The organism is Mycobacterium sp. NPDC003449 (genome assembly GCF_053588415.1).
In genome coordinates this window covers 1-26,571 of the sequence record NZ_JBSFPX010000015.1, presented here as the reverse complement: position 1 = coordinate 26,571, position 26,571 = coordinate 1, and the positions used below count along the sequence as shown (strand labels likewise).

General features: G+C 66.8%; 29 protein-coding genes. 18 read left to right on the top strand and 11 right to left on the bottom strand.

Going from position 1 to position 26,571, the window contains the following annotated elements; genetic code table 11:
• Window positions 1–49 precede the first annotated feature (49 nt).
• Together ACWDTP_RS06935 and ACWDTP_RS06930 are read right to left on the bottom strand one after the other, a co-directional pair.
• Window positions 50–814: an enoyl-CoA hydratase/isomerase family protein gene (locus ACWDTP_RS06935; protein WP_450017911.1), complete on the bottom strand. Its 765-nt coding sequence runs from the start codon at window positions 812–814 to the stop codon at window positions 50–52.
• The gene (locus tag ACWDTP_RS06930) at window positions 811–2,475 is read right to left on the bottom strand and encodes a class I adenylate-forming enzyme family protein (protein WP_450017909.1); all 1,665 of its coding nucleotides are present in this window, start codon (window positions 2,473–2,475) and stop codon (window positions 811–813) included. Before ACWDTP_RS06930 ends, ACWDTP_RS06935 begins: the two co-directional genes overlap by 4 nt.
• Window positions 2,476–2,675: 200 nt before the next feature.
• Between ACWDTP_RS06930 and ACWDTP_RS06925 the strand changes: the two genes are divergently transcribed.
• Window positions 2,676–3,299, top strand: coding sequence for a GntR family transcriptional regulator (locus ACWDTP_RS06925; RefSeq protein ID WP_450017907.1), 624 nt, complete (start codon window positions 2,676–2,678; stop codon window positions 3,297–3,299).
• On the opposite strand, the gene ACWDTP_RS06920 is transcribed toward ACWDTP_RS06925, so the two are convergent.
• The 3 genes from ACWDTP_RS06920 to ACWDTP_RS06910 form a co-directional block, all read right to left on the bottom strand.
• The gene (locus ACWDTP_RS06920; RefSeq protein WP_450017905.1) at window positions 3,296–4,111 is read right to left on the bottom strand and encodes an HAD-IIA family hydrolase; all 816 of its coding nucleotides are present in this window, start codon (window positions 4,109–4,111) and stop codon (window positions 3,296–3,298) included. The two genes, ACWDTP_RS06925 and ACWDTP_RS06920, sit on opposite strands and share 4 nt — an antisense overlap.
• A 75-nt stretch (window positions 4,112–4,186) precedes the next feature.
• Window positions 4,187–5,704, bottom strand: coding sequence for a PH domain-containing protein (locus ACWDTP_RS06915; protein WP_450017903.1), 1,518 nt, complete (start codon window positions 5,702–5,704; stop codon window positions 4,187–4,189).
• Complete coding sequence (locus tag ACWDTP_RS06910) at window positions 5,701–6,219, bottom strand: PH domain-containing protein (RefSeq protein WP_450017901.1); 519 nt, start codon at window positions 6,217–6,219, stop codon at window positions 5,701–5,703. Before ACWDTP_RS06910 ends, ACWDTP_RS06915 begins: the two co-directional genes overlap by 4 nt.
• A gap of 99 nt (window positions 6,220–6,318) precedes the next feature.
• Here ACWDTP_RS06910 and ACWDTP_RS06905 point away from each other — a divergent pair, with 99 nt between their 5' ends.
• Window positions 6,319–7,305 (top strand): NAD(P)-dependent oxidoreductase, encoded by a 987-nt coding sequence (locus tag ACWDTP_RS06905; protein ID WP_450017899.1) that lies wholly within the window; start codon window positions 6,319–6,321, stop codon window positions 7,303–7,305.
• The gene (locus ACWDTP_RS06900; RefSeq protein WP_450017898.1) at window positions 7,302–8,303 is read left to right on the top strand and encodes a LacI family DNA-binding transcriptional regulator; all 1,002 of its coding nucleotides are present in this window, start codon (window positions 7,302–7,304) and stop codon (window positions 8,301–8,303) included. Before ACWDTP_RS06905 ends, ACWDTP_RS06900 begins: the two co-directional genes overlap by 4 nt.
• A gap of 25 nt (window positions 8,304–8,328) precedes the next feature.
• Here the strand turns inward: ACWDTP_RS06900 and ACWDTP_RS06895 are convergent, their stop codons facing one another.
• Window positions 8,329–9,660 (bottom strand): MFS transporter, encoded by a 1,332-nt coding sequence (locus ACWDTP_RS06895; RefSeq protein WP_450017896.1) that lies wholly within the window; start codon window positions 9,658–9,660, stop codon window positions 8,329–8,331.
• A gap of 202 nt (window positions 9,661–9,862) precedes the next feature.
• On the opposite strand from ACWDTP_RS06895, the gene ACWDTP_RS06890 reads away from it, so the two are divergent.
• The gene (locus ACWDTP_RS06890) at window positions 9,863–10,120 is read left to right on the top strand and encodes a DUF7218 family protein (RefSeq protein WP_450017894.1); all 258 of its coding nucleotides are present in this window, start codon (window positions 9,863–9,865) and stop codon (window positions 10,118–10,120) included.
• Between the two features lie 19 nt (window positions 10,121–10,139).
• Here ACWDTP_RS06890 and ACWDTP_RS06885 read toward each other — a convergent pair whose 3' ends face one another.
• Window positions 10,140–10,547 carry a MerR family transcriptional regulator gene (locus ACWDTP_RS06885; RefSeq protein ID WP_450017892.1) on the bottom strand — a complete coding sequence of 136 codons (408 nt, stop codon included), beginning with the start codon at window positions 10,545–10,547 and terminating at the stop codon, window positions 10,140–10,142.
• An 88-nt stretch (window positions 10,548–10,635) separates the two neighbouring features.
• Between ACWDTP_RS06885 and ACWDTP_RS06880 the strand changes: the two genes are divergently transcribed.
• From ACWDTP_RS06880 to ACWDTP_RS06855, 6 genes are read left to right on the top strand one after another with little or no spacing between them, the layout of a single operon-like run.
• On the top strand, window positions 10,636–11,937 hold the full coding sequence (locus ACWDTP_RS06880) for a flavin-containing monooxygenase (RefSeq protein WP_450017890.1): 1,302 nt from the start codon (window positions 10,636–10,638) through the stop codon (window positions 11,935–11,937).
• A 30-nt stretch (window positions 11,938–11,967) separates the two neighbouring features.
• Entirely contained in the window at window positions 11,968–12,894 is a 927-nt protein-coding gene (locus tag ACWDTP_RS06875; protein WP_450017888.1) for an SDR family NAD(P)-dependent oxidoreductase, read from the top strand.
• A gap of 2 nt (window positions 12,895–12,896) precedes the next feature.
• Window positions 12,897–14,093, top strand: coding sequence for a molybdopterin molybdotransferase MoeA (gene moeA, locus ACWDTP_RS06870; protein WP_450017886.1), 1,197 nt, complete (start codon window positions 12,897–12,899; stop codon window positions 14,091–14,093).
• A gap of 35 nt (window positions 14,094–14,128) precedes the next feature.
• Window positions 14,129–14,827 carry a phosphatidylserine decarboxylase gene (locus tag ACWDTP_RS06865; protein WP_450017884.1) on the top strand — a complete coding sequence of 233 codons (699 nt, stop codon included), beginning with the start codon at window positions 14,129–14,131 and terminating at the stop codon, window positions 14,825–14,827.
• Window positions 14,824–15,684: a CDP-diacylglycerol--serine O-phosphatidyltransferase gene (gene pssA, locus ACWDTP_RS06860; RefSeq protein ID WP_450017882.1), complete on the top strand. Its 861-nt coding sequence runs from the start codon at window positions 14,824–14,826 to the stop codon at window positions 15,682–15,684. The genes ACWDTP_RS06865 and pssA overlap by 4 nt, the downstream gene beginning before the upstream one ends.
• 10 nt (window positions 15,685–15,694) lie before the next feature.
• On the top strand, window positions 15,695–17,899 hold the full coding sequence (locus tag ACWDTP_RS06855; RefSeq protein ID WP_450017880.1) for an AAA family ATPase: 2,205 nt from the start codon (window positions 15,695–15,697) through the stop codon (window positions 17,897–17,899).
• A 488-nt stretch (window positions 17,900–18,387) separates the two neighbouring features.
• On the opposite strand, the gene ACWDTP_RS06850 is transcribed toward ACWDTP_RS06855, so the two are convergent.
• On the bottom strand, window positions 18,388–18,846 hold the full coding sequence (locus tag ACWDTP_RS06850; RefSeq protein ID WP_450017878.1) for an SRPBCC family protein: 459 nt from the start codon (window positions 18,844–18,846) through the stop codon (window positions 18,388–18,390).
• A 46-nt stretch (window positions 18,847–18,892) separates the two neighbouring features.
• On the opposite strand from ACWDTP_RS06850, the gene ACWDTP_RS06845 reads away from it, so the two are divergent.
• From ACWDTP_RS06845 to ACWDTP_RS06835, 3 genes are all read left to right on the top strand, one after another.
• Window positions 18,893–19,609: a hypothetical protein gene (locus ACWDTP_RS06845; protein WP_450017876.1), complete on the top strand. Its 717-nt coding sequence runs from the start codon at window positions 18,893–18,895 to the stop codon at window positions 19,607–19,609.
• A 170-nt stretch (window positions 19,610–19,779) separates the two neighbouring features.
• Window positions 19,780–20,523 carry an EspA/EspE family type VII secretion system effector gene (locus ACWDTP_RS06840; protein ID WP_450017875.1) on the top strand — a complete coding sequence of 248 codons (744 nt, stop codon included), beginning with the start codon at window positions 19,780–19,782 and terminating at the stop codon, window positions 20,521–20,523.
• A 45-nt stretch (window positions 20,524–20,568) separates the two neighbouring features.
• On the top strand, window positions 20,569–20,886 hold the full coding sequence (locus ACWDTP_RS06835) for an ESX-1 secretion-associated protein (RefSeq protein ID WP_450017873.1): 318 nt from the start codon (window positions 20,569–20,571) through the stop codon (window positions 20,884–20,886).
• A gap of 7 nt (window positions 20,887–20,893) precedes the next feature.
• Here ACWDTP_RS06835 and ACWDTP_RS06830 read toward each other — a convergent pair whose 3' ends face one another.
• Window positions 20,894–21,478, bottom strand: coding sequence for a TetR family transcriptional regulator (locus tag ACWDTP_RS06830; RefSeq protein WP_450017871.1), 585 nt, complete (start codon window positions 21,476–21,478; stop codon window positions 20,894–20,896).
• Between the two features lie 21 nt (window positions 21,479–21,499).
• On the opposite strand from ACWDTP_RS06830, the gene ACWDTP_RS06825 reads away from it, so the two are divergent.
• Genes ACWDTP_RS06825 through ACWDTP_RS06815 form a run of 3 tightly spaced genes read left to right on the top strand, consistent with a single transcriptional unit; the run spans window position 21,500 to window position 22,897 of the window.
• Window positions 21,500–21,889 (top strand): hypothetical protein, encoded by a 390-nt coding sequence (locus ACWDTP_RS06825; RefSeq protein WP_450017869.1) that lies wholly within the window; start codon window positions 21,500–21,502, stop codon window positions 21,887–21,889.
• Between the two features lie 22 nt (window positions 21,890–21,911).
• Window positions 21,912–22,406, top strand: coding sequence for a hypothetical protein (locus tag ACWDTP_RS06820; RefSeq protein ID WP_450017867.1), 495 nt, complete (start codon window positions 21,912–21,914; stop codon window positions 22,404–22,406).
• Window positions 22,407–22,465: 59 nt separating this feature from the next.
• Window positions 22,466–22,897 (top strand): DUF1707 domain-containing protein, encoded by a 432-nt coding sequence (locus tag ACWDTP_RS06815; RefSeq protein WP_450017865.1) that lies wholly within the window; start codon window positions 22,466–22,468, stop codon window positions 22,895–22,897.
• Here ACWDTP_RS06815 and ACWDTP_RS06810 read toward each other — a convergent pair.
• Both ACWDTP_RS06810 and ACWDTP_RS06805 read right to left on the bottom strand, forming a co-directional pair.
• Window positions 22,864–23,511 carry a response regulator gene (locus ACWDTP_RS06810; protein WP_450017863.1) on the bottom strand — a complete coding sequence of 216 codons (648 nt, stop codon included), beginning with the start codon at window positions 23,509–23,511 and terminating at the stop codon, window positions 22,864–22,866. The two genes, ACWDTP_RS06815 and ACWDTP_RS06810, sit on opposite strands and share 34 nt — an antisense overlap.
• Entirely contained in the window at window positions 23,511–24,479 is a 969-nt protein-coding gene (locus ACWDTP_RS06805) for a histidine kinase (RefSeq protein WP_450017862.1), read from the bottom strand. Before ACWDTP_RS06805 ends, ACWDTP_RS06810 begins: the two co-directional genes overlap by 1 nt.
• 247 nt (window positions 24,480–24,726) lie before the next feature.
• Here ACWDTP_RS06805 and ACWDTP_RS06800 point away from each other — a divergent pair, with 247 nt between their 5' ends.
• Window positions 24,727–25,185, top strand: coding sequence for a CBS domain-containing protein (locus ACWDTP_RS06800; protein WP_450017860.1), 459 nt, complete (start codon window positions 24,727–24,729; stop codon window positions 25,183–25,185).
• A gap of 41 nt (window positions 25,186–25,226) precedes the next feature.
• Window positions 25,227–26,519, top strand: a complete 1,293-nt coding sequence (locus ACWDTP_RS06795; protein WP_450017858.1) for an SLC13 family permease — start codon at window positions 25,227–25,229, stop codon at window positions 26,517–26,519.
• Window positions 26,520–26,571: the final 52 nt, after the last annotated feature.

Here is a 26,571-nt window from a genome sequence, read left to right as displayed (position 1 = left end):
AATTCCTCTCTCCTCGTGGTGGTGGATCTGTGGACGTCCCGTGGGTGCTCTACCCGGCGGATTTGTTCCGGAACGCTTCCATCAGGGCCGCGGAATCAGGATGGAAGTGTGCGGCGTGGACCTCGGCAAGCTCCGCGGTCAGCGATTCGGTGAAAGTTTGGTTGAGCCCACGAAATAGGGCTGCCTTGACGGTGGCGACGGCGTGCGGCGGGCGGGAAACGAGCTTGGCGGCCAGCTCCTCGGCCGCCGCATCGAGACATTCGGGTTCGACCACCCGACTCACAAGGCCGAGCGCCTCAGCTTTCGGCGCCGAGATCGGCTCACCCAGGAGCACGAAGTCCGACGCTTTGATCCGTCCGATGGTGCGAGCCAGCAGAAATGAGCTGCCACCTCCCATTCCGGTGCCGATGAGGACCTCCGGCAGGCTGAAGTAGGCGTCGGTGCTGGCCAGCAGGAAATCGCACGCGAGCGCGATCTCGGAACCGGCGCCGACCGCTGGCCCGTTAATCGCGGCGATCACCGGGATCGGCAGGGACGTCAGGGTCGCGGCGAGGCGCTGCTGGGCGTCGATCTGCCGTCGCCCCCCGTCGTCGCGCTCTTCCTTCAGATCGAAGCCCGCACAGAATGCGCGTCCCGTTCCGGTGAGGATCACGGCTCTGCGGTCATCGTCGACCGCTTGTGCCAAAGCCGCTTCCACGGCGTCCACCAGACTGTCGTTGAGTGCATTGAGTCGGTGGGGCCGGTTGAGGCGCAGGACCACCGCCCCATCGTGCAACGCGGTTGTGACGATCAGCTCGGTGCAGGGTTGACTCATGATTGTCCTAGGGGCCGGGTGCGCTCGGAGGCCAGCCGGGTGGCGATCTCGCCGAGCGCACGCTTGTCGACCTTGCCGATGGCAAGGCGGGGGAATTCAGCACGGATGTCGAGGCGCTTGGGGATCTTGTAATTGGCCAGGCGCGTCCGTAGGAAGCTTCGGAGCTCCTCGGCGTCGAGGTCCGAGCCGGCCCGGGCGATCACGAAGCCGACACCGACCTCGGAGTAGAGCGTGTCTGCGACGCTGACCACTGCCGCCGAGCGGACCTGTGGATGCTCCTCGAGGGCGAGTTCGATCTCGCGGGGATAGACGTTGTAGCCGCCCGACTTGAACATGTCGGTGAGCCTGCCCGCCAACCTGATTCGCCCATCCTGATCCATCCGGCCGACATCGCCGGTATGCAACCATCCGTCGGGGTCGATGGCCTGGGCCGTCGCCTCCGGTCGATTGAGGTAGCCCAGCATGATGAACGGTCCGCGGACCTGGATCTCGCCTTCTTCGGAGGTGTCGCAGGGCGTGCCGTCGGTACGGGCGATGCGGATCTCGAATCGCGGGTCCGGCCGCCCCACCGTGTTGGCCAACGCGTCGATATCGTCGTCATCGTCGGTGTAGATGATTGAACCGACAGTCTCTGTCATCCCGAAGCTTGTGCACACCAGTGGTATTCGACGTTGCAGCTCCAGTATCAGTTCGCGGGAGGCGGCCGCTCCGCCCCAGATGGCACGTTTCATACTGGACAGATCCGCCGTCGCCCATTCGGGGGTTCCGGTCACCAGCAGGAACATCGTCGGGATCGCCAGCCAGTACTCGAGGCGCTCGTGCGCGATGACATTCAGCACGCCCGAGCGGTCGAACCTTTCCATGTAATGCACCGTGCCACCAGCGACGACGACGGAGCTGCTGATGTCTCCGAGGCAACCCACGTGGTTGATGGGCAGATCGCACAACATGCGGGGTCGGGGTTCGTACCAGCGATCCGCCTGGATGACCGAGCACTGCACCAGGCCACGGTGGGGCAGCAGCGCGCCTTTGGGCCGGCCGGAGGTTCCGGAGGTGTAGACCAGCACCGCGGGATCGGTGCTCTCAACAACACTTTCAGCCTGGCGCAGGGCAGCTGTGGTGATCGCATCTCCCGCGTGAAGAAATGCCCGCCACGAGCCGCCCGCGATGACGACGGAACAGTCCAAATCGACACGGGTACAGAGTGATTCAAGAGTTTCTCGGTATTCCCCGGATAAGCCCAGCAGAATTCGCGGCCGCGAATCACCGACCACGTGGTCGAGCTCGGCGGAGGTGTACTTCGGATTGAGCCCCTGCCAGATCGCGCCGATCCGGGCCGCGGCCAGGAAGCTGACATAGAACTCGGGTCGTGGGTTGCCCAGCACGGCGACGCGATCACCGCGCCGCACCCCCGCGGCCAGGAAGGCACGCGCCAGGGCAGCGGATTGTTCCTGGACTTGCCCTCGGGTGAGCCGAATTTCGGCGTGGGTCAGCATTTCGTGATCCGGATCCACCTGCGCCCAATATGCGGCGTAGTCGGTGATGCGCGACAGGTCCGGCATGGCCAGAAGACTCTGCCCTATTCGTTCGGATGTTGACACAATATCAATGTGACATAACTTACCCATGGGGTCAAGAGGCGATCCGGGCCACCCCGGCAAGGCGGGTCCGGCAGCGTGTGTTAACCGAAAGAATCGAGGAGACACGATGTTTCATCAGCGCACCGAGAGTGACGCGGCGGCGAGAGCCCGTGCGCGCCGGCAGCGCCCCGGCACGATATTGATACAATCTTTCGGTCTGCCGCCTGCGCAGACCGGCAATCGACTGGAGGGGCCGGCGAGTGTCAGATCCATTAGGTCGTGTGTCGACTGTCGACGCACTGGTTGCCTCGATCCGGCAACGCGTACTGTCCGGCGACTTCAGCCCCGGCAGCAAGCTGCAGGAAGTCCCGCTGGCGCAGAGCTACGGTGTGGGGCGCTACTCCCTCAGGGGCGCGCTGCGGGTACTTACCGACGAAGGTCTACTCAGGTACGAACAGAACCGGGGAGTCTTCGTCCCCTCGTTGGCCCGCGAGGACGTGGCCGATCTATACAAGTTCCGTGCGGCACTCGAGATTGAAGCGGCGCGATTGGCGATTCGCTCCGGCGCCTCGTTGGCGGCCGCAGAGAAGATGGTCGAGCAGCTCGAAGCCATGACCGGAGCTGAGTCGTGGGCGGAGACCATTGCGGTGGATCTCGGGTTCCATCGGGAAATTGTCCGGGCCGGCGGCAGCTCACGTCTGTTGAGGGCGTATGTCGCGATGTCGTCGGAACTGCAGCTCATTCTGGCCAGGAGCCAACGGCACTACGCGGATCCGAAGCGGATCGGTCGCGAGCATCGAGAGATTCTCAACGCCTTGGCCAGTGGCGATCTAGCCATCGCGGAGAAGGCTCTCCGCTACCACCTCGAAGTGGCCGTCGCCGAACTACTCACGTTGTTCGACTAAAGACCCAACAGTTCTGGCAGATCGGCGACCGAGTCGATCACGAAATTCGGCTGCATCGCGAATTCATCTGCGGCCCAACGATCCAACGTGTCCTGGCGGAACTTGCCGGTGCGCACCAGCACGCCGGCCATCCCGACCACCTGGGCGGCAAGCACATCGTTGTTCAGATCGTCGCCGATCATGTACATCTCGTCGGGGTCCACACCCAGCCGGTTGGCCGCGGCCAGGAAGCCCTCCGGTGCGGGTTTGCCGACCGCGGTGGCCTTGCGGCCCGACGCCTCCTCCATGCCGAGCAGATACATGCCGGTGTCGATCCGCAACCCATCGGTGGTGTTCCACGCGGTGCTGCGGTGCATGGCGACGACCGGAACCCCCTGCGCCATCCAGTCGTAGACCCAGCTCAGGGTCAAATGGCTGTATTCGGGCCCGGCCCCGCCGAGCAACACCACATCGGGGGTTTCGGGGGTGTGCGGACCGGTGAAGTCGCCGGAGTAGACGACGTCGACACCGGGCATGTCGGCACCGATCTGCCCGCTGTTCACCAGGAAACACCGGGCATCCGGATAGCGGTCGCGCACATACTCGGCGGTCAGCACCGCGGCGGTGATCACCTCGTCGGCCGCGACGTCCATACCCGCCGAGGTCAGCAGCTCAGCGATCTGCGCCCGGGTGCGGGTGGTGGTGTTGGTCAGATAGGACCTGGCGATCTGGTGGTCGGCCAGCACCCGCAACGTCTCGGCCGCACCGTCGATCGGCTGCCATGACGTCACCAGCACACCATCGATGTCGAACAACACCCCACCGATAGCCATGCAGTGACAGTAAACGCCGGACGGTTCAGCGCAACCCGGGCCCCTGCCCCGGGTGTGGTGCCGGCGATGTGCTGGTCAGGGTCCATCGGACGATCCGGCATCGTCATCGCGCCGATGCCGCCCGAATTTCTTGTCGCGGCGCGCCCATTCACTGTCGGCCACCCACGGCGAGGCCGCCGCGACGATCGACCACGCCAGCGGTGCGGGCACGTCGATGACCTGGTAGCGCTTCTCCCCCGCCGCGGTCGCGGCGACCAGGGTCGCCACCCCGGCGCGGCGCTGCGGCAACGTCTGCCGCACGGTCCAGCCGATGATCCCGGCCGCCTGCAGGCAGTCCCGACGGCGTTCGAGACTGCCGGTGCGGGCCACCAGCCAGCCGTCGTGCACCCAGTGTCCGAGCGAGCGTGCGCGGTCCACGGCCAACAGTGCCGCTGCGGCGGTGACCAGCCCCCAAAGCACCCAGGCCCACAGCGGGACGCCCACGACGAGCAACACCGGCAGGATGAGGACCGGCACGGTCAGCGCCCTGGTCCACCGCCGGCGGGTGGCCACCGGGCCGTGCGGGCGCAACGCCGCCGCGATCACCGCAGGCGGCTGGTCGATGAGCTCGGCCAGCACCGTCCGGGCGGTCATGGCCGGACACGGCGGCAGCAGCAACGAGGCCTCACCGTCACCGCCGACGCCCGTCATCACCGCGTCCAGCCGGGCCCCGCCGAAAAACCGCACCAACAACGGCTCACGCAGCGTGCCGCCGCGCAGCCGCCGCATGTCGTAGGTGTGTTCCCGGACCCGCAGCATCCCGTGCTGCAGATGCAGGACGTCCGAATCCCGGCGGAGCACAAGGTTTCCGAAGGTCAGCAGGGATCGCAGTACCGCGAGCACCACCGAGAGCGCCACCAGCACCAGAACCACGACGGCCACACTGACAACCACCCCCACCCGCTCAGCGAGATCGAGCCCCGACTGGGCGAGGTGCGAATCACGCAGGGCTGCACCGGCTCCCGCCTGATACGCGACACCGAAAGCGGCGGCGATCATCGCCAGTCCGGTGAAGCTCAACGGGCTGTACCGCAACCAGGACGGCTGCCACTGGGCGAGCACCCGGCCGGATGGGGTATCGGCAACCGGTACGGCGTCGGCCAGCAGGATCGACCGCAGCCTCGGCACCTGGTCGGCTTCGACGGCGTCGAGCGCGAACTCGGTGTCGCCCTTGGCTTCCTGCCCGGTGCTGATCCGCAACACCGTCAGGCCCATTATCCGATGCAGCAGTCGCGCATCCGTCGACACCGACCGGATCCGGTTGCGCGGCACCGAGAGCACCTTGCGTTGCAGTACCCCTGTGCGCAGTCGCACCTCGGTGGGCTCGATGCGGTACGTGGTGGTGAACCAGCGCGCCAGACCGAAGGCAACCGTCAGCGCTATCGCGGCGATGGTCCACAGCGGGTTGCCGGTCGCCGAGCCGAGCACCACCGCACCGATCAGCAGCGGGATCTGTTGCAGAACCTCGTGCACCGGGTGCACCAGCAGCATCCGGGGGCTGAGCCGCCGCCACTGCGGCTGAGTGCCCGGGCTCGCCTGCGGGGTTGCGGTCACGTGGCGTCCTGTTCGCCGATCGCGGCGACATCGGTCAGTTGGGCCACCACCCGCTCGGCGACGTCGACGTCGAGCGCCACGATGCGGACCGCACCGGCCGACGACGCCGTCGTCACCGTCACGTTGGCCAGTCCGAACAGCCGGTCGAACGGACCGCGGTAGGTGTCGACGGTCTGCACCCGCGAGATCGGCGCGATGCGCCGCTCCTGCACCAGCCAGCCGGTGCGGGTGTACACCGCGGGGGTTGCGCCCTCGACGCTGATGTCCCAGCGGTGCACCCGGTACCGCCACAGCGGAACCACCACAACGAACAGCACGATCCCCACCACCGTGGCGGCGGCCGCGATCGCGTGCAGCCACAGCAGCTCGCGATGCAGGACGAACCACACGATCTGCGCGAGCACCAGCACCGTCCATGGGATCGCCGCGGCCAGCCCCCAGACGAGCGGTGCCTTGCGGCTCGGCGGTTGCGCTGGATCGGCGAGGCGCAGGGCACCGTCGGGGGTGGAAGACATGACTCCGAGGATGTCACCCTTTCGGCGCTGCGCACCGGACCGCCCGTCGAGTATGGTGACACGTAAACGATTACGTATCACGTCGGGAGGCTCGCCGGAGTGTCTGAGCAACTGGTCCTGTTCCTGCCGCAACTCCCCGCCGACGTCATCGCGCTGGCTCGGGATCTGGCCCCGCGAGGATTCCGGATCGAAGTCGCCGACCTACGGCAGGACCGTGAGTCGGCGCTACGGCACCTGAGCCGGGCGGATTATCTGCTCGGCTTTCCTTACCACCTGGACGAGGAGGCCTTTGCCGCGGCAGCCGAGAACGTGAAGTTGATCCAACTGCTCAGCGCCGGGTTCGACGAGATCGACGTCGACGCCGCGGCCAGGCACGGCATGCCGGTGGCGACCAACGGCGGGGCCAACGCGATCGCCGTGGCAGAGCACACCCTCATGCTCGTACTGGCCTGCCTCAAGCAGCTTCCCGCGATGACCACCGCGGTACTCGATGCGGCGTGGCCCGTGCCAAATACATACTCCAGCAACATCTTCGAATTGCACGGTAAGACGGTCGGCCTGATCGGCCTCGGCCAGATCGGGCGGCGGGTCGCCGCACTCACACAGGCCTTCGGCGCCGAGGTGGTCTACTTCGACGTCGTCCGACCGGAGCCCTCCCACGAAAACGACCTCGGTGTCACCTACCTGCCCCTCGATGAACTCCTCGGGCGTGCGGACGTGGTGTCGCTGCACCTGCCGTTCTCCGAGCGCACCGACAAGCTGATCGGGAGTGCCGAGTTCGGCGCCATGAAGAAGGGTGCGGTACTGGTCAATACGGCCCGCGGGCAACTCATCGACGAGGTGGCCCTGCTGGGGGCGTTGAACAGCGGCACCGTGCGTGTCGCCGCGCTCGACACGCTGACCATCGAGCCGGCGTCGCCCGCCGACAACCCCTTGGTCGGCCATCCATCGGTCATCACCACCCCACACAGCGCCGGGTCGACATGGGACAGCTGGTACGCACGGCTGCGGAACGGGTTCGCCAACATCGAAACCGTCGAGGCCGGCGGCCGGCCGCGGTGGCAGGTCGGACAGGTCGGTCCATGACCGGCCGCCCCCCGAACAAACCCCGGATAACGATCCACGATGTCGCGGCGGAGGCGGGCGTCTCGATCGCGACGGTGTCGCGGGTCCTGTCCGGTACCCCAGGGGCGGGCGCCGAGATGCGCGAACGTGTCACCCGGATCGCAACCGAACTCGGCTACCGCGGCGACACGGTGGCACGGTCCCTGCGCACCCGCCGCTCGGACATGCTCGGCGTGCTGGTCCCCGACATCACCAACCCGTTCTTTCCGGCGCTGGTCCAGGCCATCGAGATCGAGCTGCAGTCCCGCGGGGACGGCCTCCTGCTCGCCGATGCGCAGGGCGATGCCCGGCTGGAGGCCGAACGGGTCAGGTCGATGCTGGACCGCCGTACCGATGCGCTCCTGATCACGCCGACCGATGAACATCGGAGCGTCGACATCATCGAGGAGGCCCAGCGCCACGTTCCGGTAGTCCAGGTGGACCGCCGGGCCTGCACGGCCGCACCCTATGTCGGCGTCGACCATGACGCAGCCGTCCGTGACATCGTCGACCATCTGCGCGCCGGTGGCCGCCGACGGTTCGCATTCGTCGGCTACGCCCGCGGCGTGTCCACCTCGGAGGCCCGCGTGCAGGCGTTACTGCGATACACCGCGAGCGTCGATCCGAACGTCGCGGACCGGGTGTTGCGCGAGGATGTCGCCGACGGTGTGCGGATCCCGGCCGACTGGCTCGACCGGATCGTGGGCGACGCCGACTGTGTCATCACCACAAGCGATCTCATCGCCGTGTCGTTGCGCGATTCCCTGCTGGAACGTGGGCAGCGCATACCCGAGGACATCGCACTCGTGAGCTTCGACGACACCGCGCTGGCCGCTGCCGCCGGATTGACCAGTGTGCGTCAGCCGCTCGAACAACTGGCGGCCGCAGGCGTTGGGCTGGTCCGCGGCCGCGAACCCGACATCCCCGCCTCCGGGTTCGCCGCGACACTGGTGCCCCGTCGTTCGTCGAGCGCGCACTGATCCGCCAATCGGACTGCGGGGAAAGCTAATTCGCCACCGTCGGCCGGGTGGTCACCGGGGCTTGCGGGCGGGGCCTGGGTTCGTAGATGCGCTTGGCGATGACGGCCATCACCGCGGCGTAGACCATCACGGCCGCCAGGAACAACATCGAAGCGTCGATGCTGCCGGTGGCGCCCTTGAGCGCCCCCACAACATAGGGGCCGATGAACCCGCCGACGTTGGCGATGGAATTGATGCAGGCTATGCCGACCGCGAAGAACGCCCCGGTCAGCACGCGGCTGGGCAGACCTAAGGCGATCGGCTGCGAGGACAGTAACCCCGCGGTTGCCACGCACAGCAACGCCAGGTGGAGAACCGGCTGACTCGGCAGGACCACCAGACCGATGAATCCGAGCGCGCCCACGAGGCACGAGATCGCGATCGCCGCATAGCGGGCGTTGTACCTCTCGGCCAGTGCCGGGATGGTGATCAGCCCAACCATGGCGCAGATGTAGGGAATTGCCGAGAGGACGGCTGCGGCGGTGTTCCCCGCACCGAGGTCGGCGATGATCGTCGGCATCCACAGTCCCAGGCCCAGACCCGCGATCGGGAACGCGATATAGAGCGCCGACATGAACAGGATCCGTTTGTCCTTGAGGGCTCGCAGCGGATTGCCGTGCGGTGTGGCATCGGTGGCGGAGTCGCCGGCGAGTTCGTCGAGCACGACCCTGCGTTCACTCTCGTCGAGCCAGTTCGCGTCGTTCGGCGTGTCCGGCAGATACTTCACGACGACGACCGCAAGAACCACCGCGGGCAGACCCGTCACCACGAACACCCATTGCCAGCCGGTGAGTCCGAGGACCCCATCCATCAGCAGGATGGCGCCCATCAACGGTGCACCGATGATCGATGCCAGGGGGTTTCCGAAGATCAGCAGGCCGAAAACGGTGGTGCGGCGCCTGGCGCTGTACCACCGGGTGAGGAAGTACAACAAGCCCGGGAACAGTCCCGCTTCGGCCGCTCCGAGGAGGAATCGCAGTATGTAGAACGTCACCTCATTGGTTGTCAGGGCGAACGCCATCGCGATCAGACCCCAGGTGACCATGATGCGGGCGATCCAGCGCCGGGCGCCGAACCTGGCCAGGGCCAAGTTGCTGGGCACCTCGAAGAAGAAGTACCCGATGAAGAACAACCCCGCCCCGAATCCGTAGGCCGCGTCGGACAGTCCCAGGTCCGACTGCAGGGTCAGCTTGGCGACCGCCACGTTGCTGCGGTCAACGTAGGCGATGAAGTAGATCAGGATCAGGAACGGCACCAGCCGCCAGGTGACCTTGCGGAATACCGCGGCCGATGCCGGCGTGAGGGCGTCTCGTGGCACGTCCACCTCCTGTGACCCGGATTACGTAAACGATTACGTAATTCATACCCGAAGGGTCGGCCGACCCGCAAGAACTCAACCCGACATTCGGGGTGCGGTGACGGTAGTGCCGCCGCGTCACCATCGGCCGACAGGGCACCAGGTTTGACGTCCTCGTATTTATGGGCACTCCGTAGTCATCGCCGCAGAAGAGGGAGACGCCATGCCGAATTCGTCGATCAAAGACCGGGAACTGTACGAAATCCTCCGCGGGGAGGGCGTCAAGAAGAAGAAGGCCGCCCGCATCTCCAACGCGATCGCGGCCCGCGGAGAAACCAGCGTGGCCAGGAAGGGCGGGAAAGCCGGCTCCTACGACGACTGGACGGTGTCGCAGCTCAAGAAGCGCGCCAAGGAGCTCGGAATGTCCGGCTATTCGAACTTGCCCAAGGCGAAGCTCGTCGCGATGCTGCGAAATTCCTGATCAGGGCGGCGAACGCAGCTCACCGGCCGGGCGCGGGCGCCTGGGCGGTCATCGCCCGCAGGTACGGGCACTCTTCGGCGGGATTCTCGTCGGGGCAGGTCAACAGATGTTCGAGGTGCGCCTTGGCTTTCGCCAGGCGGTCCTGTTGACATTCGATCGCGCCGATCCGGTCGAGGACGGCGTGACGCCAATCGTGACTGCCCGCGGTGAGGATCGTCGCGATCTCGTCGAGGCTCATGAGCCCGGTTTCCCGCCACATCTGGATCAGACCGATCCGGTGCAACTCCTCGGGACCGTAGAGACGCCATCGGGACCGGCGCTGGGCTGGGCGTAGCAGCCCGCGTTCCTCCCAATACCGCAACGCCGATTCGGCCAGACCGAACCGGCGTGCCGCCGCGCCGATGCCGATGAAATCACCGTCGCTCATCGCTCCCCCAAGGCCTTGATCTCAAGTCGACTTGAGATGTTCTGGTTAGGCAAGCCTAACGAATGAGACGGAACGAGAGGGGCATCGAATGGAATCCGAATACATCGAGACGGTCGTGATCGGCGCCGGTCAGCAAGGTTGCGGAGTGGCCGGGGCGCTACAGGAGATCGGCCACGAGGCGATCGTCTTCGACAAGGGTGAGATCGGCCAGGCGTGGGCGCACGAGCGGTGGGACAGCCTGCTGGTCGGCAGCGGGAACCGCTCGGTCCGGCTGCCCGGCTGGGTTTACGACGGCGACGACCCGCACGGCCTGCCGTCGGGACCGCAGGTCGCCGGCTATCTGCGGCGTTACGCACGCGACCGTGGTCTGGCGATCCGGGAACACACCCCGGTCCTGGCCGTCGAATGTCCGCCCGGCGCATCCGATCACGACGACGTGCGGTTCAGGACCCGTCTGCATGACGGTGCGATCATCGGGTCGCGCAACCTCGTCGCCGCGGTGGGCGGCTACGCATGCCCCCGAACCCCGGACGTGGCAGCCGATATCGACCCGGCCATCCACCAGATGCATTCTCGGGACTACCGCAACCCGGCGTCGATACCCGACGGTGCGGTCCTGGTGGTGGGCGCGGGAATCAGCGGGCAGCAGATCGCCGACGAACTGGTGGATGCCGGGCGCCGGGTGTTCCTGTCGGTCGGGCGGCACCGGGCCTGGCCACGCAATTACCGGGGCCGCAGCATCCAAGAATGGATGTACGTGTTCTCGCTGTACGAGGACTTCGTCGCGGCAGGCACCCGCACCGGTCTCGCGACCCTGCCCGGGCTCCCGGTCAGCGGGGTCAAGGACGGCGGAGCCGAGCTCAACCTCGGCACGCTCGCCGAAAAGGGCGTGATCCTGGTCGGATCGGCACGTTCCGCGGATGGCACGGTGCTCGGGCTGGAGGACAACGTCCTCGACATCGCCGAGGAATCCGCCGTTTCGTTCCGCGACGTCATCGACAAGATCGACGACGGACTGCGCAGGCGCGGCTTCGTGGCCCCCGAGCCGGACGGAGTGGCGGCGGTGAACCTGGACGCCGTCGCCGGCTTCGGCACCCGCCTCGACCTGACCCGTCACGGCATCTCAACCATCGTGTGGTGCACCGGGTTCGGGCCGGATTACCGGATCCTGCCCGCGCATGTGCTCGATGAGCACGGGGCGCCGGTGCAACAGGGCGGCATCCTCGGTGCGGTCCCCGGGCTGTACTTCGCGGGGTTGCCGGACGGGAACTCACTGGCCCGCGCGGGTATCGCCGCCGTCGCCGACAACGGCCGGTTCATCGCCCGCCACGTCCACATCGACCATGTCATGCGGTCCGGGTCGTCGGCGTCGGTGCTCGAGACCGGGTGACCGACCGGGCGCACCCGTAGAGTTCCCACCATGAGCGCCGACACGAAATGGACTGAGGCCGACGTCCCCGATCAAACGGGCCGGGTCGCCATCGTCACCGGATCCAACACCGGGCTGGGGTATGAGACCGCGCGGGTGCTGGCCGCCAAGGGTGCCCACGTCGTCATCGCGGTGCGCAACGTGGACAAGGGACGGGAGGCCGTCGAGCGGATCATCGCGGCCACACCGAAGGCCGATCTGAAACTGCAGGCCCTGGACGTGGGCTCACTGGACGCGGTGCGCGCCGCGGCCGATGAACTGCGGGCCGCCTATCCCCGCATCGACCTGCTGATCAACAACGCCGGGGTGATGTACCCACCCAAACAGGTCACCGTCGACGGGTTCGAGCTGCAGTTCGGCACCAACCACCTCGGCGCCTTCGCGCTGACCGGGCTGCTGCTCGATCACCTGCTTCCGGTCGAAGGGTCCCGCGTGGTCGCGGTCGGCAGCGTCGCCCACCGAATCCAGGCCAAGATCCATTTCGACGATCTGCAGTGGGAACGCACCAGATACAACAGGGTCGCGGCCTACGGGCAGTCCAAGCTCGCCAACCTGATGTTCACCTACGAGTTGCAGCGCCGCCTGGCCGCGAAGAACGAGCCGACCATCGCGGTGGCGGCCCACCCCGGCCTGTCCAACACCGAGTTGATGCGTCACATCCCCGGAACCGGCCTGCCCGGCTACAGCCAGTTGGCCGGCCTTGTCACCAACAGCCCGTTGGTGGGGGCGCTGGCCACGCTGCGGGCCGCCACCGATCCCGCGGTGCGGGGCGGGCAGTACTACGGCCCGGCCGGTTTCCGCGAGATGGTGGGCCATCCCAAACTCGTGAATTCCAGCAGGCAGTCCCACGACGCCGACGTGCAACGCCGGCTCTGGGCGGTGTCGGAGGAACTCACCGGCGTGAGCTTCCCGGTATAGCCATGCGGACCGTCGAAGAGCATCAGAGCATCATCGCCGGACTGATCAAAGCCCGTGCGCCGCAAGATCTACCGCTTTCGCAGACGCTGGGATTGACCCTGGCCGCCGACGTCGTCGCAGCACTGTCACTGCCCGGGTTCGACAACTCGGCGATGGACGGCTACGCGGTCCTGGCCGAGGACATCGCGGACGCCACCGCCGACGCGCCGGTGCGGTTGCCGGTCGCCGAGGACATCCCGGCCGGACGCACCGACACCCTGACGCTGAAACCTGGTACCGCGCACCGGATCATGACGGGTGCGCCGGTCCCTGCGGGCGCCACCGCGGTGGTGCCGGTCGAGGCCACCGACGGCGCCACCGACACCGTGACCATCCATAAGTCGGTCGTCGACGGCCAGCACCTGCGCCGGGCCGGTGAGGACGTCACCGCGGGCACCGCGGTGCTGCGCGCCGGTCAGGTCGTCAGCCCGGCGGCGCTGGGTCTGGCCGCCGCGCTGGGACTGGCCACCCTCACGGTGGTTCCGCCGCAGCGGGTGCTGGTGATGTCGACCGGCACCGAGTTGGTGGCGCCAGGCACCCCGCTGCAGCCCGGACAGATCTACGAATCGAACGCGGTGATGCTGGCCGCGGCGGTCCGCGATGCCGGCGCCCAGGCGACCATCGCCCCGATGTCCGCCGACGACGTCGACGCCTTCCGCGCCGCGCTGGCCGAGCACGCCACTGACGCCGATCTGATCATCACCACCGGCGGCGTCAGCGCCGGTGCCTACGAAGTAGTCAAGGACGCCCTCTCCGACCAGGTGGAGTTCGTCAAGGTGGCCATGCAGCCGGGCATGCCGCAGGGGTCGGGCGTCCTCGACCCACCCATCGGCGTGCCGATCGTCACCCTGCCCGGCAACCCGGTGAGCGCGCTGGTGTCCTTCGAGGTGTTCGTCCGGGCGCCGCTGCGCGCCGCGATGGGCCAGCCCACGCCCGGCCGCCCCCGGCGGACCGCGACCCTCACCGAGGATCTGACCTCACCGCGCGGTAAGCGGCAGTTCCGCCGCGGCGTGCTGACCGGCGATTCGGTGACCAGCTACGGTCCCCCGGCCTCGCATCATCTGCGCTGGCTGGCCTCGGCGAACTGCCTGCTGGAGATCGGCGAGGACGTCACCGAACTGGCAGCCGGGTCGGTTGTTCCGGTCTGGGACATGAGCTAGCGGATCCGGCCCGGCGCGCACGTAGAATCCTCCCGATGGCCAGACGCCCCGACCTCCAATCCGGTCCACAACGCCTCGCGGCGCTGGTGCGATCCAGCGTTCCGCCGATGCATTCGGCCGGCCTGCCCTTCGTCGGCGCGAGCCTCGCGGTCGCCGCCCTTGGCCGCCGTCGACGCTGGGTGCGCCGCGCGGGCCTGCTCGCCGCGGGCGCCAACGCCGCCTTCTTCCGTCATCCGCCCAGGGTGGCGCCGACCCGGCCCGGGGTGGTGGTGGCCCCGGCCGACGGGTTGGTGTGCCTGATCCAGGACGCGGTCCCGCCGGCCGAGTTGGGCCTGCCGGATACCCCGGTGCCGCGGGTCAGCATTTTCCTTTCAGTGCTCGACGCGCATGTGCAGCGAGCGCCGGTCGCCGGTGAGGTGGTCGCCGTGCAGCACCGTCCCGGCCGTTTCCATTCGGCCGAGCTCGAGGCGGCCAGCGAGGACAACGAACGCAACAGTGTGGTGATCCGTACCCCGGAGGGGGTCCAGGTGATCGCGGTGCAGATCGCCGGCCTGATCGCGCGGCGCATCGTGTGCCAGGCGCGGGTCGGCGACAAACTCGACATCGGCCAGACCTACGGCCTGATCCGGTTCGGTTCCCGGCTCGACACCTACCTGCCTGCCGGGTCCAAGCTCCTGGTCGGCCACGGTCAGCGGGCGCTGGCCGGTGAAACCGTATTGGCGGAGCTGCCATGATCAAGGCCCGGATCAAACCGCCTTCGTTCACGGTGCGCATGCTGCCCAGCGCACTGACGGTGGCGGCGATCTGCCTGGGGTTGACCGCGGTCAAGATGGCGTTGGACGACCGGCCGACCGAGTCCATGGCGTTTCTGGCCGTCGCGGCGATCCTCGACGCCCTCGACGGCCGGGTGGCCCGCATGCTCAAGGCCACCTCCAAGATGGGCGAAGAGATCGACTCGCTCGCCGATGCGGTGAACTTCGGTGTGGCACCGGCGTTCATCGTGTACGGGACGCTGCTGTCGCACTCGCGGATCGGCTGGATCGTCGTCCTGCTGTACGCGGTGTGCATCGTGCTCCGGTTGGCCCGGTTCAATGCGCTGCTCGACGTGGATCTGCCCGCATATGAGAAGGAATACTTCGTCGGGATGCCCGCACCGGCCGGCGCGATCGGCGCGATCGGCCCGCTCGCGGCCAAGATGCAGTTTCCCGGCACCTGGTGGGACTCCACGGCCGCCGAGTGGGTGGTGATCGTCTGGATGGTCGGCCTCTCGCTGCTCGTGGTCAGCCGGATCCCGATGCGCAAGATCCACACCTTCTCGGTGTCGCCGAACATGGTGGCTCCGCTGCTGGCGCTGGTCGCGATCGGCGTGGCGGCCTCGGTGTTCTACGGCTACATCGTGATCATGGTGATCATCGTGGCCTACGTGATCCACATCCCGTTCGCCATCCGGACCAAGCACTGGGTGGCCAATCACCCCGAGTCGTGGGAGGACAAGCCGCGCCAGCGTCGCGCCACCCGTCGGGCGATCCGCCGCGCACAGCCGCACCGTCGCTCGGTGGCCCGCCTTGGGCTGCGCAAGCCGGGCCGCTGACGTGAGCGAGATGGAGGATGACGCCGACGCCGTGGCGCTGAGCCATCTGCGGCTGACCGTGCGGCTGAACACCTCGGCCCTCGACGCCCGCCGCGGCGTCGTCCGGCTGCATCCGGAAGTGCTCGCCGCATTGGGCATCCGGGAATGGGATGCGGTGTCGCTGACCGGTTCGCGAACCACCGCCGCCGTCGTGGGCGTGGCCGGACCGGGCGTGCCGACCGGCACCGCGCTGCTCGACGACGTGACGATGTCCAATGCCGGCGTGCGGGAAAGCGCCACGGTGATCGTGTCCCCGGTGACGGTGTACGGGGCGCGGGCGGTCACCGTGTCGGGGTCGAAGCTGGCGACCGACTCGCTGTCGTCGGCCACCCTGCGCCAGGCGCTGCTGGGCAAGGTGATGACGGTCGGGGATACGGTGTCGCTGCTGCCGCGCGACCTCGGGCCCGGCACCTCGACCTCGGCGGCGACCACCGCACTGGCATCGTCGGTCGGGATCACCTGGACCTCGGAGTTGCTGACGGTCACCGGGGTCGACCCGGCCGGACCGGTGAGCGTGCAACCCAATTCGGTGGTGTCCTGGGGGTCGGGTGTCGAGCCGGCCAAGCCGGTAGCGGGGGCCGCGCACACGGTCAGCGCGACCCGCAGCGCGCCTGCCGTGGGCTTCGACGACCTCAAGGGTCTGCACTCCCAGGCCGGCAAGCTCACCGAATGGCTCAAGCTGTCCCTCGACGAACCAGAGCTGCTCAAAACCCTGGGCGCCACAGCCAATCTCGGTGTTCTGGTATCCGGCCCCGCGGGGGTCGGCAAGGCCACCATGGTGCGGGCGGTGTGCGCGTCGCGCCGGCTGGTCGAGTTGGACGGACCCGAGGTCGGTGCGCTGCACGTCGAGGACCGCCTCGGCAAGGTGGCCGCCGCGGTGCAGACCGTGACCAACGGCGGCGGCGTGCTGCTGATCTCCGACATCGACGCGCTGCTGCCGGCGAGCGCCGACCGACCACCCGATCCGGTGGCGACACTGATCCTGGCCGAACTCCGCGATGCGGTGGCCACGCCGGGGGTGGCCTTCATCGCCACATCGGCAAGGCCGGAAGGGGTGGACCCGCGGCTGCGCGAACCCGATCTGTGCGATCGCGAACTCGGGCTGAGCCTGCCCGACAGCACAACCCGCAAGGCGCTCCTTGAGGTGCTGCTGCGCGGGGTGCCCGCCACCGATCTCAATCTCGGTGAGATCGCCGACCGCACACCGGGATTCGTGGTGGCCGACCTGGCCGCCGTGGTCCGCGAGGGCGCGCTGCGGGCGGCGGCCAGGGCCAGCGCCGACGGCACCGCACCCGCGCTCCGGCAGGAGGACCTGACCGGGGCGCTCTCGGTCATCCGGCCGTTGTCCCGTTCGGCCGCAGAAGAGGTCGCGGTCGGGTCGGTGACCCTCGAGGACGTCGGCGACATGGTCGAGACCAAGCAGGCGCTCACCGAGGCGGTGCTGTGGCCTCTGCAGCACCCCGACACGTTCGCCCGGCTCGGTGTGCAGCCACCGCGCGGCGTGCTGCTGTACGGGCCGCCCGGCTGCGGTAAAACCTATGTGGTGCGGGCGCTGGCCAGTTCCGGACGACTGTCGGTGCACGCCGTCAAAGGTGCTGAGCTGATGGACAAATGGGTCGGATCTTCGGAGAAGGCGGTCCGGGAGCTGTTCGCGAGGGCCAGGGATTCGGCACCCTCGCTGGTGTTCCTCGACGAACTCGACGCGCTGGCACCGCGGCGCGGTCAGAGCTTCGACTCCGGGGTGACCGACCGGGTGGTGGCCGCGCTGCTCACCGAACTGGACGGCATCGAGCCGTTACGCGATGTCGTGGTACTCGGGGCCACCAACCGGCCCGACCTCATCGACCCCGCCCTGCTACGCCCCGGGCGGCTGGAACGGCTGGTGTTCGTCGAGCCGCCCGACGCCGAAGCGCGGCGCGAGATCCTGCGCACCGCAGGAAAATCCATTCCGCTGGCATCCGATGTCGATCTCGATGCCCTGGCTGCCGAGCTGGACGGTTACAGTGCCGCCGACTGCGTGGCGCTGCTGCGTGAGGCGGCGCTCACGGCGATGCGCCGCTCCATCGACGCCGCCGACGTCACGGCCGCCGATGTCACCAAGGCCCGCGAAACCGTTCGTCCCTCGCTGGATGCCGCTCAGGTGGAGTCCCTGCGGGAGTTCGCGGCGGCCCGGTGAGGGCTGGCCTGTGCCTTTCGCCCAATTCGACGAAACCTGCGTCGAGTTCGAGGATTGGGAGGGCGCCGCATCAGCCTTCCGCTCCTCACCGGACGCTGCGCGCAGTCACATGCGCCTCAATAGATTCTGATCGGCGCGAGATGCCAATCTGCCCGCCTGTTAGCGACTTTTCAGCGACAATCGCCTCCTGAGCCACTGGTGTCTCGCCAACCCCAAATGTTGACGTCTCTGACGAAACTCCCGTACCTGCAATGTCATCCGCCCCACCAGCACAGTGCCCGGTTATCAGCGACACTGTCGCTCATAACCGGACAGCTCGAAATCCGTTGTGCATGAGGCGAATGGGGCGTCAGCGACGTATGAGTCTGGCGCCATGTGACAGACGGTGCCCGTAAGACGTGAGTGGCGATAGTCGCTGAAAAGTCGCTAACAGTCGGGCACAACGACTATCAGTCCGGCGCCGTGATCAATGGGGCAGGCGAGACGACTCAGGACTCGACCAGCATGGCCAGCCGCTCGATCGACGCCTGCAACTTGCCTGTGTCGGTGGCGCGAGCCTTGACCAGACGCTTCTCGTCGGTGAGCTGCGACCAGTCATAGGTGTGGATGACACGCGTGCGGCCGTCGGCCAACGGTTCCAGCTCCCAGCGCCACAGGTGTCCGGGCGGTTCTTTGCCCTGTTCCGAAGGACGCCAAGCGATCCGGCGCCCTTCCTCGAACTCCACGATATGGTTTTCCCGGACGCCGCCCTGGGTGATGTTCATGGTGAAGACGTCGCCGACGGCGCGAACCCGCCGCTGACCGAGCGGCGCGTCGGCCAGGTTGTCATTGCCGTCCCAGCTCGGCTGCTGCGCGGGGTCGGCGATCAGCTCGAAGATCGTCTCCGCCGGCGCGACGACATCTCGGCTGGCCATGATCACCTGGAGAACGTCGGCATTATCATCCATAGGCCAGACCATACCCACCATATCTGCGTGCGCACAGAGGGGCGAGATGGACGATCTCAGCAGAATATTCGGAATCACGCTAGCCCTCGGCCTCGCAGCAGTCTGCTGGATATGGGCGGTCGTCGCCGCGGTACATCTTTCGTTCGTCACCGTGATCGTCGCCATCGGACTATCACTTGTATGGCTGTACTTGGTCGCGATATTGAGAGCTTCAACAAATGTCGTAGCTCAGGTCGAGTTCGACGCGAAAGGCACATTATTTCGCCCAGATCGACGAATTGACGTAGGTATGCGTCGATTGGCTTGCGCTGGCACTCTATCCATGGGGTTAATGTGCGTGGGCTGGTTAGTCGGTGTGCTCTACCTGCCACTACCAGACGGGATTGGGTATGTATTCCCAATCGCATTCGGTGCGTGTTCAGTCGTGATGCTTTGGATGTGGATGGAGATGCGGGCACGGGGCGGCATGGGTTCCTTACTTCTCAGTCCTGATGGGTTCGAGATCTCAGGCCTGATGTCAATAAGGAGGGGTAAGTGGGAGGAGGTTTCGACAATCACGGATAAGTTGCGCAACGAAGAGCAAGTTTGGAATCCCATGGTCATTTCCACGACGCACGGAGAAACCCTGACGATGGCGGCGCCCGGCGTATACACACCGAACGGATCCGCCCTCATCGAGCTGGTTCGCTTCTATTGGCAACACCCCGAGCGCCGGGAAGAATTGATCGACGGTCGAGCGGCGGAGCGCTTGCCTGCGACATAGACACCGCATGGAGCCCTATTCCTTCGCGCGACTCCCCCTCACTCTATTGAGGGACTTCGGATTTTGGTGCACCCGGCGCAATCATGGCGATGCTAGGCTCGTTTCAGCTGACTGGTCAGCCACCGAGCCTTGGGCGGGTCCCACGGCGTCCACCGCGAACGGAACACTACATGGGCGCGCTGAATGCGTTGTATTTGGACAGCAACTACATTTTCGGCATTGCTGATCACGCCAATGGGATGAAATCCAGTGTTCCCTGGGCGGCCGCCGGAATGGCCAGCGACTTTGGCGCACTCATGCAATCGGCAGGTTCTGTCAGCGCTTCCGCACTCGGAGCTACCCAGTTCGCCGCGGCAGCCGCCACACCCATTATCAACGGCGGACTCATCGCACTCACGGTAGCGGGTAACGCCCTCGGCTTTGGCAGACCCGAAGACGGGGAACGGTTCAGCACCGGCGCAAATCACTTTATGGACGCACACACGTCACTAGCGAAGGCGGCGCCACCAGAGGACTGGCAGGGCGAAGGATCCGATGCTTACCGGGACAGAAACGAGGAACAGAGAATCCGCGCTGCCGACATGTCGTCCGCAGATGAAGCGATCCAAAAGGTTCTCGCCGCCGAGGCTGAAGAAGTCGACAACGCACGCGAATTCGTGTCCAAACGACAGACCTCGCTAGCCCTGTGTATCGCGCCGGCAATTGCCCTGAATTTGATTCCGGGCGCCGGCCCCGGGTTGTCTATTGCGTTTCAATCCGCATCCGTTCTCGCGACCGTTCCGTTCGCCATGGACCGCATTGAGGACATGGTCCATCATTCGACGAGCCATGCAAATGAAATCAATAATATCGCTTCCGCCTACGATCCGATCACAGCAACAGAAACTCCGGGCGGCAGCTTCAACACGCCCTGACCACCCGGACCTCGGTTCTCCGAAACCCACTGAAGGCAAAGGCACATGACACAACCACCGCTGCGCGTCTCTGGCCAGATTCGATCGACCTCGACCGTGCAGGCCGAAGCCGCCTCCAAGATCGACACCGCGAAGTCCGTCACGGACGGGAGCTCCGGCGATGTGTTCAAGACCCACGGCCTGGTGTGTTCCGCGACGGCGATGGCACTGAAATCGGCCGAGCTCTCCCGACGCAACGCCGCCGAGAAGATGCACCTGATCTCGACCGACCTCGCCGTCAAGCTCAAATCCGCAGCTACCGAGTACGAGGCGACGGATCAACAAGGGGCGGGCAATCTCGACAGCCAGATGCCGCCGCGCTGAACGTATTTCACCGCTGCGTCAACAGCGCGCGGACCGCGTCCGCCAGGTCCTCTTCCAGCCAGACCGGCAGTTCACTGTCGTTGGCGTGCCGTCGCACTACGGCATACGGCAGGTCCACGACGGCGCGGGCCATCGCATCCATCGTCCGTTCACCGGCGTCGCCGTAGATCCCGCGCGCCAGCTCACGTAACCGATCGATAAGGGGCGCGTTCATCGTGCCCAGGGTGGCCTGAAACTCGGCGTCGGGTTCGCCGTCCAGCAGATCGCTGGGCCGGATCGTCAGCAGCAGCCGGGCATCGTCGGGCACCTCGCGGGCGAACTCCACGGCCGCCACCGCCATCGCCACCGCCGCGTCCAACGCGGAGTCTCCGGCCGCCGCCATCGCCCCGGCCTGAAACCGCGACAGCGCCCGCAACCAGGCCGCGGTCAGGATCCCGTCGCGATTGCCGAACCGGTGGTAGAGCGTGCCGGCCGGAGCCCCGCTGGCCTTGGCGATCGCCGCGACGCTGGCGGCCCGCGGCCCGTCGGTGAGCACCAGCGACCGCGTTGCGTCGAGGATCACATCGGTTTCATGCTTCCGCGGAGGTGCCACGATCTAGTACGGTCCTTCTATATGGAACGATTACCCTATATCGATGAGCATGCCATAACCCTCGACACCGACGCGGCAACGACATGGGCCGCCGTCCTGCGCACCCTGTGCGACAACCCGGCCGATCCGCGCCCGCCGATCGGCTTCTCCATCGGCGAGATCCGCCCCCGCGAACGACTGGTCCTGCAGGGCCGCCACCCGTTCTCGATCTACCAGTGGGTGTTCGAGCTCGACGTCCTCGGTCCGCACCGCACGCGGGTGCGCTCCCAAACCTGGGCGGCGTTCCCCGGCATCTCCGGCAGGATCTACCGCGGCCTGGTCATCGACAGCGGCGGCCACCGGATCGCGGTCCGTTGGATGCTCAAGCGCATTGCGGGACAACTGCGCCCGCGTCCCGAGGCGGCCGCGTGACCTGCGGATGCGAGGAGCGACCGTGATCCTCGACTGGGGTGCCACACCTCACGAACGCACCGCCGCGCTGCCGTGTGACCACCTTGCCCCATCCGCACCGACAAGGGCCGACCGGGCGATCACGATCTGCGCCCCACCGTCGATCGTGTTCGGCTGGCTGTGCCAGCTGCGCATCGCCCCCTACAGCTACGACCTGCTCGACAACTTCGGCAGGCGCAGCCCGCGGACCCGCACGCCCGAACTCACCCAACTCGAGGCGGGGCAGCGGTTCATGACGATGTTCGAATTGCACTCGTTCGCCGACGGCCGGCACATCACGCTGCGGACCGGCAGCGTCACCGTCACCTACGCGGTGCGCGCGGCGGGCCGGGGTACCCGCTTACACGCGCGGGTCCTGTTCGGCGGTCCCCGGCCGGTCGGTCTCGCCCTCGCCCTGGGCGATCTGGTGATGATGCGCAAACAGCTGCTCACGCTGCGCAAACTGGCCGAGCGGGAAGCCGCCGCGATCGCATCTTGACGGTAGCAAGTTCCGGTGCCATAGTGAACTTGTCATTGCCTAGATATACGGGAGCCGAGATGCCTGCCACCGTCGAATCCACCCGCATCGGCGATCACGAACGCCAGAAGACCGCCAACGACCTCGGTCAGGCGCTGACGCAGGGCTACCTGACCATGACCGAATACGAACACCGCCTCATGTCCGCCTTTCAGGCCCAGACCGCCGGCGAGCTCCGAGCGCTGCTCACCGACCTCCCCGTCGCGGCGCTCCGCCGCACGGACCGCCGCGAAGCCCACCTGCGGGCCGCCCGGCTGAGCGTCCGCATCCACACCGGCGTCTACCTGGCGGCGGCGGTGCTGATGCTGGGCATCTGGCTCGCGGTCGGACTCGGCGGCGGCGGATGGTATTTCTGGCCGGTCTGGCCGATCATGGGTTGGGGCATCGGCGTTGCCTCACACGCCATCCCGATCTGGGCTCACGGTTCGATGAGCCCGGCCCGGATCGCATAGCGGGTCAGCGCCAACCGATCCCGCAGACCGAGCTTGGCCAGAATGTTGGCACGGTGGCGGTCAACGGTTTTCGCGCTGATGGTCAAGGTGGCGGCGATCTCACGGGTCGAATACCCCTCGGCGATGAGTTTGAGCACCTCCTCCTCACGCGGCGTGAGGATGTTGCCGGGCAGCTCCTCGCCCTGCCGGGCCCGGTGCAGGTAATCGCGGATCAGCGCGGTGACCGCCCCCGCATACAGGAACGGTTCGCCGCGCAGCGTCGCCCGGCACGCCTCCAGCAGATCGCGGTCGGCCACCGATTTCAGCACGTAACCCGATGCACCCGCTTTGAGCGCCTCGAAGAAGTACTGCTCGTTGTCGTACATGGACAGGATCAGGATGCGCACATGCGGATGGGTCCGGTTGATCTCCCGCGCCGCCTGCAGCCCCGTCATCCGCGGCATCGCGATGTCGAGAATGGCCAGGTCCGCCGGGGTACCGTCCAGCGCCGACAGCGCCTCATAGCCGTCGGCCGCCTCGGCCACCACCTGAAGATCGGGTTCGGCATCGATGATCATGCGTAATCCACTGCGCACCAACGCGTGATCGTCGGCAAGTAGGACCCTGGCCGACATCAGACCTCCCGCATCGGGATCACCAGCCGGACCTCGGTGCCGCCGCCCTCCGGCGACGCGATCGTCAGCGCGGCGTTCACCAGCAACGCGCGCTCCCGCATACCGTTGATCCCGGCCCCCTCATCGACCACGCCACCACGACCGTCGTCGGCGACCCGCACGGTGAGCTCATCGGCACTGGTGTGCAGATCCAGCCACACCTTGCGGGCGCCGGAATGGCGGGCCACGTTCGTCAGGCATTCCTGAACGATCCGGTAGCACACCAGCTCAACATCCGGCCTCATCCGATCAGACTGCAGCGCAATGTGTTTGACCACCGACACCCCGGATGCCTGGGCGAAGTCGTTGCACAGCGCGTTGAGTGCGCTGTGCAGGCCGAGATCCTCCAGGGCATCGGGGCGCAGCCGGCGGGCGATTTCGCGCACCTCGTCGAGGCTGGCCCGCACGATCTCCTGGGCGTCGGCGAGTTCGGCCTGGATCGATGACGGTGCGCGGTCGACGGCGCGTTTGAGGGTCAGCAGGGCAACGGTGAGCGTCTGGCCGATCTCGTCGTGCAGTTCGCGCGCGATCCGCTGCCGTTCGTTCTCCTGGGCGGCGAGCGCCGACGCGCTCGCCGTGGTGCGCTCGGTCTCGAGCCGATCCAGCATGGTGTTGAACGATGTGATCAGGTGGTGCAGATCGCCGGTGCCCCGATCATCGACCCGATCGGTGCGCTTGGGCGGATCGACTCGCCGCATTGACGCGGCGAGCCGATCCAATGGGGCAAGACTGGACCGCAACAACAGCGCGTTGGCTGTCAGGATAATCGCCAAACCCACCAACAAAACTGGGATTTCGGTGAGTTTTACCAGTGAGGACACCGTCGCGGGTGACACCGCGAGGATCAACGTGCCCAGGGTGAAGATCAGGCCGTTGATCAGAAACACGCGCCGGAACAACGCGGACGCCGGGGTGCGCGCCGGTTTCATCACCCCAGCGTGGCGGGTGACAACACCTTTTGTCCATACAGGCCACACCCCCGGCGGAATGGGTGTCAGACCCGATGGTCAGCCCACAAGACGCCGAGCACACTGACTGCACCCCGCATTGGAGGAGAACCACGATGCGCATCGCCCGGACCGCCGTCCCCGGCTACGGCGTGCTGCATACCCGTCCCGAATTGATCGGAGAACGAGGACCATGACAATCACCGCCTCTGCCCAAGGTAACCGTGACATGCAAGCTCATGAGATCGCCGTACATCCGCCGACCGTGCGCATCGACGACCCGGTCTCCAAAGCCGTGCAATTGATGGTCGTCAATCGGTTGCCGGGCCTGGTGGTGGTCGACGAGACCGACCGGCCGGTTGCGGTGCTGCCGGGCACACAGGTGCTGCGGCTGACGATCCCCGAAACCTATCGCGACGATCCGGCGCTGGTGCGCACCGTCGACGAGATCCACGCCGACCTGTTCTGGCACGGACCCGGCAAACTCACCGTCGGTGACTGCCTGCCCAGCCCCGTCGCGAAACCCGCCACCGTCGCGCCCGATGCGACGTTGCTCGAGGTCGCGACCGTGATGGCCACCAAACGCAGCCCGCTGATCGCGGTCGTGGACCACCGCGGCAAGTTGACCGGGGCGGTCACGCTGGAACGGCTGCTGACCAGCCTGGCGGTAGCCGGACCCAACGACTGATCACGCGGGTGCTCGCCGCCGACACTGCCGACACATCCACCGTGGCTTCGCTCGCCCCGTTCGCGGCCCTGGCGATCTTCGTCGTCGCCTTCTGGTACATCGCCACCGAGCGCGCCGACAAGGTCAAGACCGTCCTCGTCGCGGCCGGGCTGATGGCCCTGCTGGGCCTGATTCCCGGCGAGAAGGTCTTTTACTCCGAACATGAGGGCATCGACTGGAACGTCATCTTCCTGTTGCTCGGGATGATGGTGATCGTCGGCGTCATCAAACAGACCGGGCTGTTCGACTTCCTGGCCATCTGGGCGGCCAAACGCTCCCGCGGCAAACCGTTCCGGCTCATGGTGATGTTGATGGTGATCACAGCGATCGCCTCGCCGGTGCTCGACAACGTCACGATCATCCTGCTGGTCGCCCCGGTCACGCTCGTCATCTGCGACCGGCTGCGCATCGCCCCGCAGCCCTACCTCATCGCCGAGGTGCTGGCCTCCAACATCGGCGGCGCGGCCACCCTGATCGGCGATCCACCCAACATCATCATCGGTAGCCGCGCCGGTCTGACGTTCAACGACTTCCTCGTTCACATGGCGCCCGCCGTGATCATCATCTTCGTGCTGTTCGTGCTGTTCACCAGGGTGCTGTTCCGCAAGGACCTGCGCGCCGCCGATATGCACATCGCCGAGGTGATGGCACTGCAGGAGCGTCGTGCCATCAAGGACACCCGCCTGCTGGTGCGTTCGCTGTTGGTGCTCAACGTGGTGATCGTCGGGTTCGCCCTGCACTCGGTGCTGCACGTGGCACCCTCGATCGTGGCGCTGCTCGGTGCCGGGGCGATGCTGCTGGTCACCGACGTCGAGGTGGGCGAGATCCTGCCCGAGGTGGAGTGGCCGACGCTGGTGTTCTTCATGGGACTGTTCGTGATGGTGGCCGGGCTGGTGCACACCGGGGTCATCGGGGCGTTGGGGTCGGTGGCCGAATCCGCGTTCGGGGACAACTGGTTCGGCGCCGCGACGGCCCTGCTGTTCGGGTCGGCGGTGTTCGGCGCGTTCGTCGACAACATCCCCTACACCGCGACGATGACGCCGGTGGTGGAAGGCATGGTGGCCCAGACCCCCGACGTCGAGACCGGCCAGGCACTGTGGTGGGCATTCGCACTCGGCGCCTGCTTCTCCGGCAACGGCACAGCGATCGCGGCCAGCGCCAACGTGGTGGCGATCGGCATCGCCAAGCGGGCCGGGCAGCCGATCAGCTTCTGGCGGTTCACCCGGTACGGCATCGTGGTGACGCTGCTGAGCACGGTCCTGGCCTGGGTGTACGTGTGGTTGCGCTACTTCTGACCCCGCGGCACCGAGATTCACATCAGGGACAAATCCCGGCCTGATTTTGTCC